Origin of the sequence: Marivirga aurantiaca (assembly GCF_016679925.1) — a bacterium.
GTDB classification, from domain to species: domain Bacteria; phylum Bacteroidota; class Bacteroidia; order Cytophagales; family Cyclobacteriaceae; genus Marivirga; species Marivirga aurantiaca.
This window is the reverse complement of record NZ_JAEQBW010000001.1, coordinates 661,559-675,438: the sequence shown is the minus strand read 5'-3', so window position 1 is coordinate 675,438 and position 13,880 is coordinate 661,559. Positions and strand designations below refer to the sequence as shown.

Annotated in this window: 14 protein-coding genes and 1 pseudogene; 10 read left to right on the top strand and 5 right to left on the bottom strand. The window is 38.0% G+C overall.

What is annotated here, in order from left to right:
* Nucleotides 1-126: 126 nt before the first annotated feature.
* Nucleotides 127-1,347 carry an acyloxyacyl hydrolase gene (locus JKA74_RS02920; protein WP_201429655.1) on the top strand — a complete coding sequence of 407 codons (1,221 nt, stop codon included), beginning with the start codon at nucleotides 127-129 and terminating at the stop codon, nucleotides 1,345-1,347.
* A 147-nt stretch (nucleotides 1,348-1,494) separates the two neighbouring features.
* Here JKA74_RS02920 and JKA74_RS02915 read toward each other — a convergent pair whose 3' ends face one another.
* From JKA74_RS02915 to JKA74_RS02905, 3 genes are all read right to left on the bottom strand, one after another.
* Nucleotides 1,495-3,348, bottom strand: coding sequence for a PAS domain-containing protein (locus JKA74_RS02915; RefSeq protein ID WP_201429654.1), 1,854 nt, complete (start codon nucleotides 3,346-3,348; stop codon nucleotides 1,495-1,497).
* Nucleotides 3,349-3,507: 159 nt separating this feature from the next.
* Nucleotides 3,508-3,810, bottom strand: a complete 303-nt coding sequence (locus JKA74_RS02910; protein WP_201429653.1) for a hypothetical protein — start codon at nucleotides 3,808-3,810, stop codon at nucleotides 3,508-3,510.
* Between the two features lie 48 nt (nucleotides 3,811-3,858).
* Nucleotides 3,859-4,305, bottom strand: a complete 447-nt coding sequence (locus JKA74_RS02905; RefSeq protein WP_201429652.1) for a hypothetical protein — start codon at nucleotides 4,303-4,305, stop codon at nucleotides 3,859-3,861.
* Between the two features lie 144 nt (nucleotides 4,306-4,449).
* Between JKA74_RS02905 and rpsF the strand changes: the two genes are divergently transcribed.
* The 4 genes from rpsF to JKA74_RS02885 all read left to right on the top strand — a co-directional run bounded on the left by rpsF (nucleotide 4,450) and on the right by JKA74_RS02885 (nucleotide 6,519).
* Entirely contained in the window at nucleotides 4,450-4,821 is a 372-nt protein-coding gene (gene rpsF, locus JKA74_RS02900) for a 30S ribosomal protein S6 (protein ID WP_201429651.1), read from the top strand.
* Complete coding sequence (gene rpsR / locus JKA74_RS02895; RefSeq protein WP_188459759.1) at nucleotides 4,818-5,075, top strand: 30S ribosomal protein S18; 258 nt, start codon at nucleotides 4,818-4,820, stop codon at nucleotides 5,073-5,075. The genes rpsF and rpsR overlap by 4 nt, the downstream gene beginning before the upstream one ends.
* Nucleotides 5,076-5,099: 24 nt before the next feature.
* Complete coding sequence (gene rplI / locus JKA74_RS02890; protein WP_201429650.1) at nucleotides 5,100-5,543, top strand: 50S ribosomal protein L9; 444 nt, start codon at nucleotides 5,100-5,102, stop codon at nucleotides 5,541-5,543.
* Between the two features lie 172 nt (nucleotides 5,544-5,715).
* The gene (locus JKA74_RS02885; RefSeq protein ID WP_201429649.1) at nucleotides 5,716-6,519 is read left to right on the top strand and encodes a metallophosphoesterase; all 804 of its coding nucleotides are present in this window, start codon (nucleotides 5,716-5,718) and stop codon (nucleotides 6,517-6,519) included.
* A gap of 49 nt (nucleotides 6,520-6,568) precedes the next feature.
* On the opposite strand, the gene JKA74_RS02880 is transcribed toward JKA74_RS02885, so the two are convergent.
* Entirely contained in the window at nucleotides 6,569-7,036 is a 468-nt protein-coding gene (locus JKA74_RS02880; protein WP_201429648.1) for a nuclear transport factor 2 family protein, read from the bottom strand.
* Between the two features lie 752 nt (nucleotides 7,037-7,788).
* Here JKA74_RS02880 and JKA74_RS02875 point away from each other — a divergent pair.
* The 5 genes from JKA74_RS02875 (at nucleotide 7,789) to paaD (ending at nucleotide 12,141) form a co-directional block, all read left to right on the top strand.
* A complete protein-coding gene (locus JKA74_RS02875) occupies nucleotides 7,789-8,373 on the top strand; it encodes a TetR/AcrR family transcriptional regulator (protein ID WP_201429647.1) in 585 nt (194 codons plus the stop codon).
* Between the two features lie 24 nt (nucleotides 8,374-8,397).
* Entirely contained in the window at nucleotides 8,398-9,396 is a 999-nt protein-coding gene (gene paaA, locus JKA74_RS02870) for a 1,2-phenylacetyl-CoA epoxidase subunit PaaA (protein WP_201429646.1), read from the top strand.
* Nucleotides 9,397-9,442: 46 nt separating this feature from the next.
* Nucleotides 9,443-10,081, top strand: coding sequence for a phenylacetic acid degradation b (locus tag JKA74_RS02865; protein WP_201429645.1), 639 nt, complete (start codon nucleotides 9,443-9,445; stop codon nucleotides 10,079-10,081).
* A 3-nt stretch (nucleotides 10,082-10,084) separates the two neighbouring features.
* Entirely contained in the window at nucleotides 10,085-10,840 is a 756-nt protein-coding gene (paaC, locus tag JKA74_RS02860) for a 1,2-phenylacetyl-CoA epoxidase subunit PaaC (RefSeq protein ID WP_201429644.1), read from the top strand.
* Between the two features lie 815 nt (nucleotides 10,841-11,655).
* Nucleotides 11,656-12,141: a 1,2-phenylacetyl-CoA epoxidase subunit PaaD gene (gene paaD / locus JKA74_RS02855; RefSeq protein ID WP_201429643.1), complete on the top strand. Its 486-nt coding sequence runs from the start codon at nucleotides 11,656-11,658 to the stop codon at nucleotides 12,139-12,141.
* Between the two features lie 393 nt (nucleotides 12,142-12,534).
* On the opposite strand, the pseudogene JKA74_RS02850 reads toward paaD, so the two are convergent.
* Nucleotides 12,535-13,872, bottom strand: a pseudogene (locus JKA74_RS02850) (IS5 family transposase).
* Nucleotides 13,873-13,880 lie beyond the last annotated feature (8 nt).

Sequence of the window (13,880 nt, the reverse complement as noted above, 5' to 3'; positions counted from 1 at the left end):
ATAAAACCAAAGAAAAAATTCTATTGAATCAAATTATTTTGCCTGCCAATAAATTTATTAAAGCTAAAATAATTAAAAATATAGGATTTATTTAGCAGATCAAGTAGTTTTGGTTTTAATCTTATAGTGACTAGAATTTTGTTCAACATTACCGGTAGATGCAGTAGTAGTTATTGCAAAAGAATAAGTCTGTTTTTATCGATATTACTGGCTGGGTTGTATGAGACCACTCCTCTGCAAGCCCAACAAAAAGAAGACAGCCCTGTTATTGAGGAAGTATTTGTAATCCCTGAAATTTACGCAGGTAGAATTGTACCCAATTATTTAAATTATCCGGAAGCCAATTTGCGATGGGGAATAGGTGCCACCTTGTACCGACAATCCAATGAAAAAAACTCCGTTAACCATTATTACAATAATCCCCTGATTGGCTTGAATGTAAGCTTCCATAATTTAGGGAACAACAGCCTTTTTGGAAATGAGTTGAATCTATTACCGGTAGTAGGCTTCCCATTAAAGAAAGGAATTATACAGCTTGGGCTTGGGGTTTCATATTTTACGAAAACCTACAGGGACAATCCTCTCAATAAAGCAGTAGGAAGCCATATCACATGGTGCTTCCAGAGTTTTTATTACAGAAATTTTCTATTGGCTTCCGGTAAATCACTAAGAATCGGGTTTGGTTATTTACATGGTTCCAATGGCCATACCCAACTTCCTAACTTTGGCCTTAATTCGGCAGCTCTAAGCTTTGGTCTTTATAAGAAGCCTGCCATTTCGCGACCTGTCAAAACTTCAGCCAATACACAAAAGACGCCAATGCAAGTATTCATTACTGCAAATTTCGGTGTAGGATTTCATGAATTTGGAGGAACCTCAGCACCCGTTGGTGGCCCCAAGAAACTCGTTTACAGCAGTTCAATAGCAGGTGGTGTGATATTAAACAATCAGTTTAGATGGTATGCAGGTTTTGGAATAAGGCATTACGAGCATTTTGCTGACTCAATAGCCAATAGCCCTGAACTGCAAGCCCTGAAAGTAAGCCCGGAAAGTTTCTATTTTATGATGGGTGCAGAATTTTTGATCCACCATATAGGGCTGTCCATTGAAGGGGGAATTAATATTTACAAACCTTTTTATGAACACTTTTCCAGAGAATTTGAATCACAGGAATCAATCAAATATCATTTAAGAAAAATTTTCCTGACACGTTTAGGTTTAAGATTGTATTTATTCAACACCTCTGACAAACCAAAACATAACTTCTATCTGGCACCTTATTTAAATGCCAATTTAGGCAAAGCGGATTTCTCGGAAATTAGTATGGGGTATATTTATAATTTTTAGATCGGGTTGAGCTTCAATTAAATAGAGCCTATTAAGCAATTACAAGAGAATCATTTGTAACTACTTGAAAATAAGCCGCCCGATAGCTATCGGGGCTATCGGAAATGACTAACATTTGTATAATTTATTTTTAGAATCCGTATATTATCATTTTAATTTCATTCGTTTAAGTTGCTTATCGAATAGCTGTTGAGCAATTTTCTCTTCCTCAATCACATACCTGACACCAACATACTTAATGGGTTTATTATTTTCATTCATTACAGGGGAAATTACAGCATCTACCCAATAAACTGATCCATCCTTAGCCCTGTTTTTAATAATTCCTCGAAACATTTTACCTGATTGTATGGTATTCCATACGCTCTTAAAAATCTCCTTGGGCATGTCAGGATGGCGAAAAAGACTGTGGGGCTTGCCCATCATTTCCTCTTTGCTGTACTTGGATACTTCACTCAGCTTATTATTGGTATAAATAATATTCCCAAATAAATCTGCTTCGGAAATAATAGTGGTTTCATCGAGTATGTTCTCACGGGCTTGCATCTCCTGCTGAAGGGTTTCCATTCTATTCATATTTCGCTCCATCTCTTCCGCCTGAGCGCTCATTTCTTCCATATTCTGTTTAAGCTCCTCCTCCTGCTGCTGAAGCTGTTGGTTTTGCTCTTCAGTTTCCCTACTTTTCCGTTCCATCTCTTCCTGTGTGGCTTGCAACTCTTCCATATTTTGATGCAACTCCTCTGCTTGAGAACGCATTTGTTCTTCTTGCTCCTGTGAAAGCTCCAATAAACGTCTGGTATTAGCATTGACCTTGTTCAAGTTGAAGGATGTGGCCAGGCTTTCCCCTAATTTCTTTAGGTAATCAATTTTATGGTTTGCAAGTACTTCAAAGGAAGCCACCTCAATAATTCCCTCAACTTCTTCATTGGCCAATAATGGCACAATTACAATATTTCGAGGTGTAGCATCTCCCAATCCGCTTTTAATTTTTACAAAATTCTCTGGCACCTCGGTAAGGAAAATCATGTCTTTTTCAAGGAAACATTGCCCTATAAGCCCTTCCCCGGCCCTCACTTTATCGCTCATGTTTTTTTTCCTACCAAAAGCGAAAGCAGCTTTCATTTCCATATAAGGCTCTTCGCTCTCTGTATCACCTTTTTCAACCAAATAAATAGCCCCTTGGTTGGCTCCCAAATATTTGGCTACTTCACTAATCACTTCTTTACTTAGTTTATCAGGATCATTTTGCGCCCTTGTCAAATTGTTCACTCTCCCTAGTCCTTCTGTTACCCAGGCACGGTTTTTCTCTTCTTCCTGTACTCTTTGCACCTCATCCAAATTCTGCTTTAATACCTCCTCAGATTTTTGTAGTTCACTTGTTTGTTTCTTATTATCATCTATTAACTTTTGGCTTTTTAGCTCAGCACGATAACCAATAAACGCCAGCATGAATACAATAGTAAATGCTAAAAGGATAGCAATTACATAATTCATTTGATACAGAAAACCTGAAGAGATGAAACTAACATCTACCTCTTTAATAAATATTTCGGAGAGTTTCCCTAGGCTCAGAAATAGTGCAAAGTTCAGTATGGCCGAAAATATAAGGTAAGGCTTCTCCCTGATATCGAAAACCAGAAAAGGCAGAATAGCAAATGCCATACAAATTAAAACCATTACCAATGGTGGACTGGTATGTGGAGAGGTGAGGTATGCCGTAAACCAAACAGCCAAAGTAAGAGGCGTGACAGCTGAGAGGATTCTAGCCAGATAAACACCTCCTGACTTGTTTAGTAACCAAACACAAGACATGGCCACAATACCTAACACAGGAATAAAAACAAGAAATGCTGCATAGGTAGCGGCAATTATAGTGAATGGCAATGCCACCAATATAATAATGAAAAATGCCAATAAATTACTAAGTACAATCTTATTATTGACGTAATTAGGATAGGAAGTCCGTACGCCAATATTCTGTAAGCGGGAAAAAAATGTCATGAAATAAGTCTGATTTTATAAAGTTGAATCCTTTTGAAAGCTTCCCAGTATAATGAAGAAAGCAGTTAAATGAATTATTAGAGGCCAAAGAAATGCAATCTAAATGGATTGAAAAAGTCATATAATCAAGTAAAATTACATTCGCCTGATTTTTTTTTTTTAAACAATTACTTCATCTGGTAACTCTTCCACAGTTTGGGCCTCTGAAAAGAATATAAAAGTTAAAAAACCATAATACTTTATTGAAATGTTTCCATACCTGTAAGTAAATTTACTGTAGAAGAGCATATGGTCGAACCTATAACTTCCCATTTTTTGAAGGTCGGCTGGTGCTACTGAGGTGTACTCATGTATATTAATCAAATCCAAGGCAATTCTGCTGAGGTAATCCGATTCTTTAGGAACCAACCACACAAATACAATAGATAGAAGGAGTATAATTAAAATTAGTTTCTTTATCATAATAAAAAAACACCAACCGGACCAGAAGGTTGTCTCAATGGAAGGAAATTATCTGAAATCGCGACACTCCCCGGAGTAATCTTCAATAAGGGCAGAAAGCAAATCGCTGGACGTATCGTTTCTATAAAGCTCAAGAGAGAAGTTACCCGATCGGATAATCCTTATATCCGTACTGTCCACCCAAATAGTATCCAATTCGTAGATTTGGTTTTCTGATTTGCCAATGGCGTAGAAATAGTTAGTAGTAAGACTGTCATGATTGGTCCAGCAAGCAAATTGTTCCAAAGGGAAAAATTCTACAGTATCTCTTACTCCTCCAATATCCCAGTAAAATGGTTCAAAATCAACACCAGTATTATTGTACACTGTAAGATTTACCTGATTGGCCTTTACTTCACCACAAAAAGTAGCTACACAAAGATCTTTATTGGCATCATCCAGGTCGGAACAAGAAAATAAGATAAGTAGTAAAAGGACAGTAAATATGTATTTCATAAATTTAATTCTCAACCCATAAGACATTATAAAATTGAAAAAGGTTGTAACCGAAAGCAAATATCTTATAATCTTTCACAAAAAGATTGGTAAATTAATTACAAAGCACTATTTTTGCAGACCAATTTTAAAAACAATTAAAGAATGGAATTGAAAAATTATGAGACGGTATTCATCTTAACTCCCGTTTTGTCTGATGCTCAGATGAAGGATGCTGTCGACAAGTTTAGGAAAATCTTAGAAGATAAGAAGGTAGAAATCATCAATGTGGAGCAATGGGGCTTGAAAAAGTTAGCTTACCCTATTCAACACAAAAGTACTGGATTTTACAATCTTATCGAGTTTAAGGCCACGCCTGAGGTTGTTGCAGCGTTAGAATTAGAGTACAGAAGGGACGAGAAAGTGATGAGATTCTTAACAGTATCTTTAGATAAGTATGCTATTGAGTACGGAGAAAGACGCAGAAATGGCGCATTTAATAAAAACAAAGAAAATAAAGAGGAGGTAGCCAAATGACACTTCATAACGAGCCGATTAACGCTAAAAAGCAGGATAATCAAAAGAAATATTGTAGATTCAAGAGGTTTGGTATCAAGTATATCGATTACAAAGATCCTAACTTTTTGTTGAAATTTGTAAATGAGCAAGGTAAACTATTGCCAAGCCGTATTACAGGTACAAGTGCTAAATATCAGAAGAAAGTAGCACAAGCAGTAAAAAGAGCAAGACACATTGCCTTGTTGCCTTATGTTACTGATTCATTGAAATAATTAACCCAATAAATTTTATCAAAAATGGAAGTAATCTTAACACAAGATATAAATGGTTTGGGCTATAAAAATGATACAGTAACTGTAAAACCCGGGTATGGAAGAAATTATTTGATTCCTCAGGGCTTTGCTATCATTGCCAATAACTCTAACCAAAAGAAAATAGAGGAAAACATCCGTCAGGCTTCTCATAAAGCTGAGAAAATGAAGAAGGATGCTCAAGAAGTAGCCGACAAAATTGGTGATTTGACTTTGACTATCAAAACCAAAGCCGGTGAAAGCGGTAAAATATTTGGTGCAGTAACTACTGTTCAAATAGCTGAAGGTTTGAAAGAAAAAGGTTTCGATATTGATAGAAAGAAAATTGCTATCAGTGGCGATATCAAAGAATTAGGTGAGTATAAAGCCATCATCGATTTACACAAAGAAGTGAAAAAGGAAATTTCCCTTTCTGTTATTACAGATTAAATAAATTCCTTCAACATAATACCGAAAGCCCTGATAAGAAATTGTCAGGGCTTTTTTATTGCCCTCCTCTCCTATTCCAATGCACTTGTATTTTTTAGTTAATTAATGTCCTGAGCAGATAAAATAAAAATATTCACTACGCAATTCAAAAAAAATACTCATTTTTAAGAGAATGAAATCCGAACATATTAAAAATGAAATAAGGGGTCCTTTTGACATCATAGGAGATATCCATGGATGCTATGAAGAAACTATTGAATTGTTGGGCAAGCTCGGTTATCTCATTAAAAAGATGAGGAATGAAGACCTCAATTTTGGCATTGAAGTGAGTCATCCCGAAAACAGGCAAGTGATATTTGTGGGTGATTTGGTGAACAAAGGCCCCAATTCCGTGGCTGTACTCAAATTGGCCATGAGTATGATCAATAGCGGGATTGCATGGTGCGTAAAGGGAAATCACGAAGTTAAGTTACATAGACTTATTAAGGGTAAAGGTGTTGAAAGAAAGCCCAGCCTCAAAGAAACTACCGAACAACTCAATAATGAGAGGTCACTATTCATCCTTCAGCTGGATGGATTCATTGATTCCCTACCCAGTCATTATGTCTTTGATAATGGTCAATTAGCAATAGCTCATGCTGGTATAAAAGAACATATGCTGGGAGATACATCCAAAGAGGTACGTAGATTCTGTATTTACGGACAATCCAAGGACAAACTTGATCAATCCGATATACCTGAAAAGTATGATTGGGCTTCAGAATATAAAGGAAAAGCCAAAGTAGTCTATGGTCATACACCAGTAGCTCAAACCGACTGGGTCAACAATACGATCAATATTGACACCGGCTGTGTTTATGGGGGACATCTCACCGCTTTGCGTTATCCTGAAAATGAATTAGTTTCCGTAAAAGCAAAGGAAATTTATAGTAAACCTGCTAAAATATTTAAGAAGAGTAAGAAGAATGCGGAGTAGAGAGTCCTTCTTTTTAATAAAAAAAGAAAAGAGCAATAAAGTTATCCTTTTAGCGCTCCTTCATAAACCGATTAAGCGATTTCATGGCTTGTTGCCTCACTTTGTTTTTAAGGAAGGAAGTCCATCCCAATAAAGCCCCTTTAAACCCCAAAGCCTGGCTGGCCCATTTGTGAAAATTGAAGTGGTCACGGTGGGAGATAATTTTACCTTCTTCGATTAAAAAACTAGCCGTAATGATATTGGTTACATGCTTCCCTGTCGCAGAAAATAAATAATTTGCCCGCCATTCAGCAGTAATCGCATCTTTGTCAGATGATAGAATTTTGAAATCAATGGATAAATCCTTGCCGTTTTTACATAACATTTCCCACATAGCTCGCACTTGCTTCGCATCCAAATTCCTGAAAACAGGATCTGAAAAGGTGGCTTTCTCATTGTAGCAAGCTTGCATGCTTTGGTAATCCTTTTTTTGAAAGGAAGAATAAAATTGATTAATAACTGCTTCGTTAGTATTCATATGTGTATAATTTGTTTTTAAGTTGTCACAACTTGTACCGCTTTAGCGGTATGCACTAAAGGGATTCCTTCAATGTTATTTACTGATCAATGTAATTATAATAAATTCTTCCCATTAATTTAGCAGAAAATGTATTCGTCTCCTGAAATGGCTCAAATGAAGGACGGCTTTTAGCCGTACCGGAGATGGCCAACACCCGCTACCAGCTCTCGACTTGTGTCTCACAGCGAGCATAAAAAGACAGGAATAAGGCATCCAATCTAAACTACCATTAAAAATTTCGTGCTTATGGAACAGGATATTAACATTGTATGTCGCTCCTCTGGAGCTAATCTGATGCTAAAACCAACACTATTAAGATGAAACTCCTCTGGAGTTGTGATGGATATATTGAAACCAAATTTCTCTGAATTTTAGATCAGGTTGATCTTCTTAAGGGACAATGTGGACAGCGTTGACCGATGGTGGCAGCGGGCAAGTTTAGGTCAGACCACAGGTCGGTACCGGAGTTGGCTTGAGGCTCAATAGCCAATCGGCTATTTGCAAAATTTTGTGACTTGCCCTTTTGTCAATTGTGATTTTGTTAACTGCGACCTATACGAATTAAACCAGATAGCCATTTCACAGATTGTCAAATTAATCTCTTTTATAAATTCATACTAATTTATAATTAAATGGTATTTTTGGCTACAACTATAAAATTATTCCGAACTTTATTTTCCTAACTAGCGTTAGTTCGTTACATTTATACGATGATTACCAAGATCAAGTTAAACCGTAAACAGCAGATCATTGAAAAAGCTACACAGCTGTTTCAAAAGCAAGGTTATGCTGCTACATCCATGCGCGATTTAGCCGGATTTATCGGTATTGAAGCGGCAAGTTTGTATTCGCATATCAAATCCAAGGAAGAAATTCTGCAAACCATTTGTTTTCAGATGGCAGAAGACTTTTTTCAATCATTGGATGCCTGTGAACTAGCCAACGAGCAAGCTGATGTCAAACTAAAAGAAGCTGTGGTTTCGCATGTGGAGGTTTTAACCAGAGACACCGCTGCAAGTGCAGTGTTTGTTTCGGAATGGAGGCATTTAAGTGAACCTTATTTGTCGGATTTCCTGAGCATGCGCAATCAATATGAAAACAAATTTATACAGATATTAATTGATGGAAATAAAGCTGGTATTTTTAAAGCATTGGATGCGAAGTTCACTGTTTTGGCTTTGCTTTCTTCTGTTAATTGGATGCCAGCCTGGTATAAACCAAATGGCAAATTAAGTCCGAGGGAAATTGCTGAAAATGTAACAGATGTTTTCATTAACGGGCTTAAAGTAAGATAATGTTAAATCTAAACTAAAATAATTATGTACGGTGGTGGACAAGTATTTGAACCCTCTTCAACTAATAATGACTTATTAAAAGATGAGGATCCGAAAAAATTAGCTGAATTTGAAGCCAGGATTGCCCGTGGCGAAAAAATAGAACCCAAAGACTGGATGCCGAAGCTTTACAGAAAGCAGCTCATCCGGATGATTGAGCAACATGGGCATTCTGAAATCATTGGTGCTTTGCCTGAAGGTACCTGGATAACACGTGCTCCGGGATTTAAAAGAAAACTGGCTTTAATGGCTAAGGTTCAGGATGAAGTAGGCCATGCACAATTGCTGTATGGTGCTGCCGAAACTTTAGGCAAATCCAGGGAACAAATGATCCAGGACCTGATCACCGGGAAATCCAAATATTCCAACATCTTTAACTACCCTACCTTTACCTGGGCTGACTCATGTTTTATTTCATGGTTGGTAGATGCCGGTGCCATTGTAAACCAGTTAGCTAATGCAAGAGGTAGTTATGGTCCTTATTGCAGGGCATTGGACAGAATCTGTGCAGAAGAATCTTTCCACCTAAAATATGGCCATCACTGTGTGATCCATTTAGCTACGGGAACTCCTAAGCAAAGAGAAATGATGCAGGAAGCTGTGAACAGGTGGTGGGCTCCCATGATGCACTTTTTTGGTCCTTCAGATAAAATATCTACCCATACAGAAATCCTGACCAAATGGAAAGTAAAAATGGCGACAAATGATGAATGCCGTCAGCAGTTTTTAGATATGTATGTGCCTAAAATATGGGAACTGGGCTTGACTATTCCAGATGAGAACCTGAAGAGAAATGAGCAAACAGGGGAATGGGAATTTACTGAGCCTGATTGGGAAGAATTTAAACGAGTGATCAATGGTGATGGCCCATGTAATAAAGAGCGTTTGGCGGTAAGAAGAACTGCTGAAGAACGTGGTGCCTGGGTACGAAGAGCATTGGCTTCCAAAACCAAAGGAGAAGAATATGTTGCTCCAATGGCTTAAGCAGCTGTTGAATTAAAAAGTCACTAACAAAATACATTTAAAAAGTATGTCATTCATTAATTCATTAGATCCAAGAATAAACCGCTTATCAATTCCTTCGGAATTTGGTGCTTCTTTTCCTGAACAGGGAGAAAAAGACCAGTTTATCACCTACGAAGTTTTTGTGCAGCCTAAGGAAAACAAAGCTTTTCAACATGAAGGCATTGTGCATGCCCCTACGGAGGAAATGGCTTTCTTATTTGCCAAAGAACAATTTAGCCGAAGAGGAATGAATTGCTCAGGTATATGGGTGATTAAAACGACTGATATCCAGGTCTCCCCTATCACTGAAAACGGAGAAGACATCTATGATTATATCAACAAAGAGATAATGGAAGGTGCTGCCAAAGGGGAAAATGAAAAGTATCAGGTTTTCCAGTTGATGAAGAGAGGGAAACAACATATTCATGCAGGCGAACTTGATGCACATTCACCGGAAGAAGCTTTATGGAATGCTAAAAACAAATTTGCTGGCGACAAGCCCGCTTTCAATCTGTGGATAGTGAAAGACAGCGTTATTTTAAAAATTGAGGGTGAAGAGTTTAGCGATATCTGGGAAACACTTCCAGACAAGAAATACCGTGATGCCATGGATTACAAGGCAACAGAGAAAATAAAGAAATTCAAAGAAGAACAAAAAGCCTAAGTTATGACTGAGGAAGCACTAAAAGATTTATTATATAAAATTGCCGATGACCAACTGATTTTAGGACACCGCAATTCAGAATGGACAGGAATGGGTCCTCTTTTGGAGGAAGACATTGCTTTTTCTTCAATGGCTCAGGACAAAGTGGGTTCAAGCCTTGCCTTTTACACTCTTTTGCACGACTTAGGTGAGCAGGAACCAGATACAGTGGCTTTTACCCGCAATGCGGAGCAATTTCATAATTGCCAGTTTGTGGAGCTGCCTATTGGTGAATATAATTTCAGCTTAATCAGGCATTTTCTTTTTGACCATGCGGAGCTGATCAGGTTTCAGATGTTGGCTGAATGCCCAATAGAAGAGGTGGCGCAAGTGGCTAAAAAACTCAAAGGAGAAGTAAAATACCATGTAATGCATGCCAATACATGGATTAAGCAGCTTTCCAATGCCAATGAGGAAGCACATACTCGTATGCAGGAGTCACTTAATTATGCTTTGCCTTATGCATTAGGAATTTTTGAACCTTCTCAATTTGAAAATGATTTTATAGAAGCAGGTATTTACCCGGGAGAAAAAGCCATTGAAACAAAGTGGAAAGAAAATATTAGTAAAATTTTAACAGAAGCTGGTTTAACTCTGCCAGCCTGGGACAGCATTGAAGCTGTGTATGGTGGTAGATATGGAAAGCATACGGAGCATCTTCAGCCTTTGCTTAGTGAAATGACTGAAGTGTTTAATGTAGACCCTACTGCGGATTGGTAAAATGAGGATGGTTTGTGGGAACACAAAACTATAGCACACAATGAGTGGTTCGTGAGACACGAACCACGGCTTCGCATAAGTAGGCATCAGATGGTTATACGAGAAGACAAACAACCATCAGATGTATTAGTTCAGTTTGTATTGATTAAGGCAAGGCTATTGAAGCAATATTTTTCGATGCTATTGATACTACAAATCTTCAAATAAGCACAATGTCTACTCGAAGAGGGCGGGCAGGTCGGTAAAAATGCGAGGGGTGCGAAGCCATGTGTGAGGAAGCATATTTTTGTCTTGACTTTTTGTCTCTTTTTTGTCAAGAAAAAAGAAAAATTAAAAGCATCTATACTATTTGCTAGCTACATTTAGTAAAGGTTTGTGAAAAGTGGATATGATGGTTTGCAAGACTAAATAGTGGTTCGTGAGACACGAACCACGGCAAGAGAATGGTTAGTGGAGACACTAACCATGGCCTAGAGACGAACCATGGCCTTGGATGGGTTTATTAATGCTATTAAGTTAAGACAATCCTCCTTCTCTCTTTGGGGAAGGATGCAAGGAAGGGGTTTTAATTAAAGCATAACTTAATAGCATTGATAGGTTTATGACACGAACCAAAGCTTCAAGTAAATAGGCGTCAGATGGGTTATACGAGAATACAAACAACCATCCATGACGTATAAAGGTTTGAAACTATGACGAATGTGGGGAGGCGTCAGATGGTTATATGAGAAGACAAACAACCATCAGACGCCTGATACGGAATAAGAAATATTACAAAGGCCATCTCCATTGAACAAAAACAAAGAAGGATTAAAATGAAACATAGCAAAGAAGACATATTATCCTTACTAAAAGAAGTAAAAGACCCTGAAATTCCGGTGATTTCATTGGTTGACCTGGGTGTAATTACCGGCATTGAAATAGAGGGAGATCATGTAACAGTCAACATGACCCCTACATTTATCGGATGCCCGGCTATGGATTATATGAAAAGTGATGTGACAGAAGTTTTAAACAAACATGGCATCACCAACCATACAGTCAATTTAAACCTGAAAACAACCTGGAGTTCGGATCTGATCTCCACTGAAGGCAAACAAGCTTTGAAAAAATTTGGTCTGGCTCCTCCCCCTGTCCATGGTAACCTCATTGAAGACCTTGATATTCTTGAGCACGCTGAATGCCCCAATTGCGATAGCACCAACACCACTTTAAAATCTCCTTTTGGCCCTACTCTTTGTCGCTCACTCCACCATTGCAATAATTGTGGTGAAGCTTTTGAGAGTTTTAAGCCGATATAAAGTGTTGAAGTGAAAAGGTTTTTAGGTGTTGGGGTTGGATAAGTTTGGAGGTTCAATGTATCTTCAAATTGGATTTCAATTTACGGATAATCAAATGTATTATGATTTGATTTCCAATTAGGGAATAAGAAGCTTTTATTGTCTTTTCCCGATCAAGGAAACATGATAGACAAAAGTCTTTCTCTACTTGTGTTGGCTCAACATCTGAAGTATGGACGTTTCAAAAGCCTATAGGTATTTCAGGTATATACAATAAAACTTTCTCCAACTGGATTACTTTTAGAGAGCGCTCAGCTGAGTCTAAAATGAAGACTGTAGGTGTTCCGTATATCTAGAGTCTTAATAGATAAAACTCTCAAACCAATGCTAATTCACTAACTATTTAGTCAATCCTTAAAACCCCCATAATATAGTCCTTTTAGGGGTGAAAAGAATTTGACAATAAATAAAACAGCTCTGATATATCTTTTGTAAATAGAGCCAAAGAGATGATTTCCATATGTTCATCATCCTTTTGAAGTTAAATCCAGCTGCTGCAAGCATAATATTGATATTATCGCCCACTATTCCCTTGTAGAAGTGTCGAACCATTCGATGATCGTGTTTTACATGACCTATTATTGGTTCAATAGCTGCTCTTTTGCGATGTGCCTTTCTTAATTTAGCGGTCATGTAGTGGCTTTGGTTCTTAGGTGTGGCTTTTGGCACTAGTATTTGAGTTGCCTCAATTTTATTAACGCCTCGGTACCCTCTGTCTACTATTGCTATTTTCGGCAGCTTTCCGAGCATCTTTTTTACTTGTTGCAAGGCGGGTTCTAATGTATGTCCGTCATAAGGATTCCTAAAGCCCATCGCACCAACAATTACTCCAGTGGTTGTTTTAACGATGGACGCCTTATTGCCAAACTCATATTTTTTATGCTCTTTACCCTTAGAGATACAGCAGGTATCTGGTTCGTGAAGAGAGTATACTTTATCTTTGTCTATCCTTTTTTGCGCCAACACTCTTTTAAACAATTCCAAGTCTGTTTGATACATGGAATGTGGAGGTAGATTTCTTTCCAGCTCACGCACAAGCCTACCTGCTATTGTTTTTATCTTTTTGTCTGCCTTGCGTGCCTTTGCCTTGTTTTTTGGATGGTTCCTGAAGCGTTGATCCCGGCTTAGTGCCTTTAATGTCCTGGTATAGGCTTGGCGAACAGGTAACTGCTACTTATCAGCTATTTGCCTGCATTTATGGATGATCTTTTTGTGCAATTTAGCATCTGTGCGAAAAGTGATGTTCTTTTCTTGAACAGTGGTATCTATGTTCACATGGTCATCATCCTTATCTCTTCCATTTACCCTGATGCTCTCCTTCAATATCAATTCTATCCCTGCTTCCCCAATCCTCTTCTGGAAGTGAACCAACTCAGACGGCTCACAGGGCGCACTGCACACAAAAGAGGTTTCTCCGCAGAAGTATTGATAATAAATGTTCTCACTCCATTGCTCTACCACACTCTCGTCAGAAATATTACGCAAATGTTTAAGTATCAGCAACCCAACCATTAGGCGTATACGCTTGGCAGGACGACCATTGTTTTTACAATACAGATTTTCAAAGGATTGCTCAAAAAGCGACCAGTTGATCTGGTTTGCCAAAATAAATAGTGGATGTTTATGGTTCAAAGTACTCTCAAAAGAGAAGAACAGACTGGTTTGGGTTTGAGCTTTTTTAACGGGTTTCATGCGTCAGT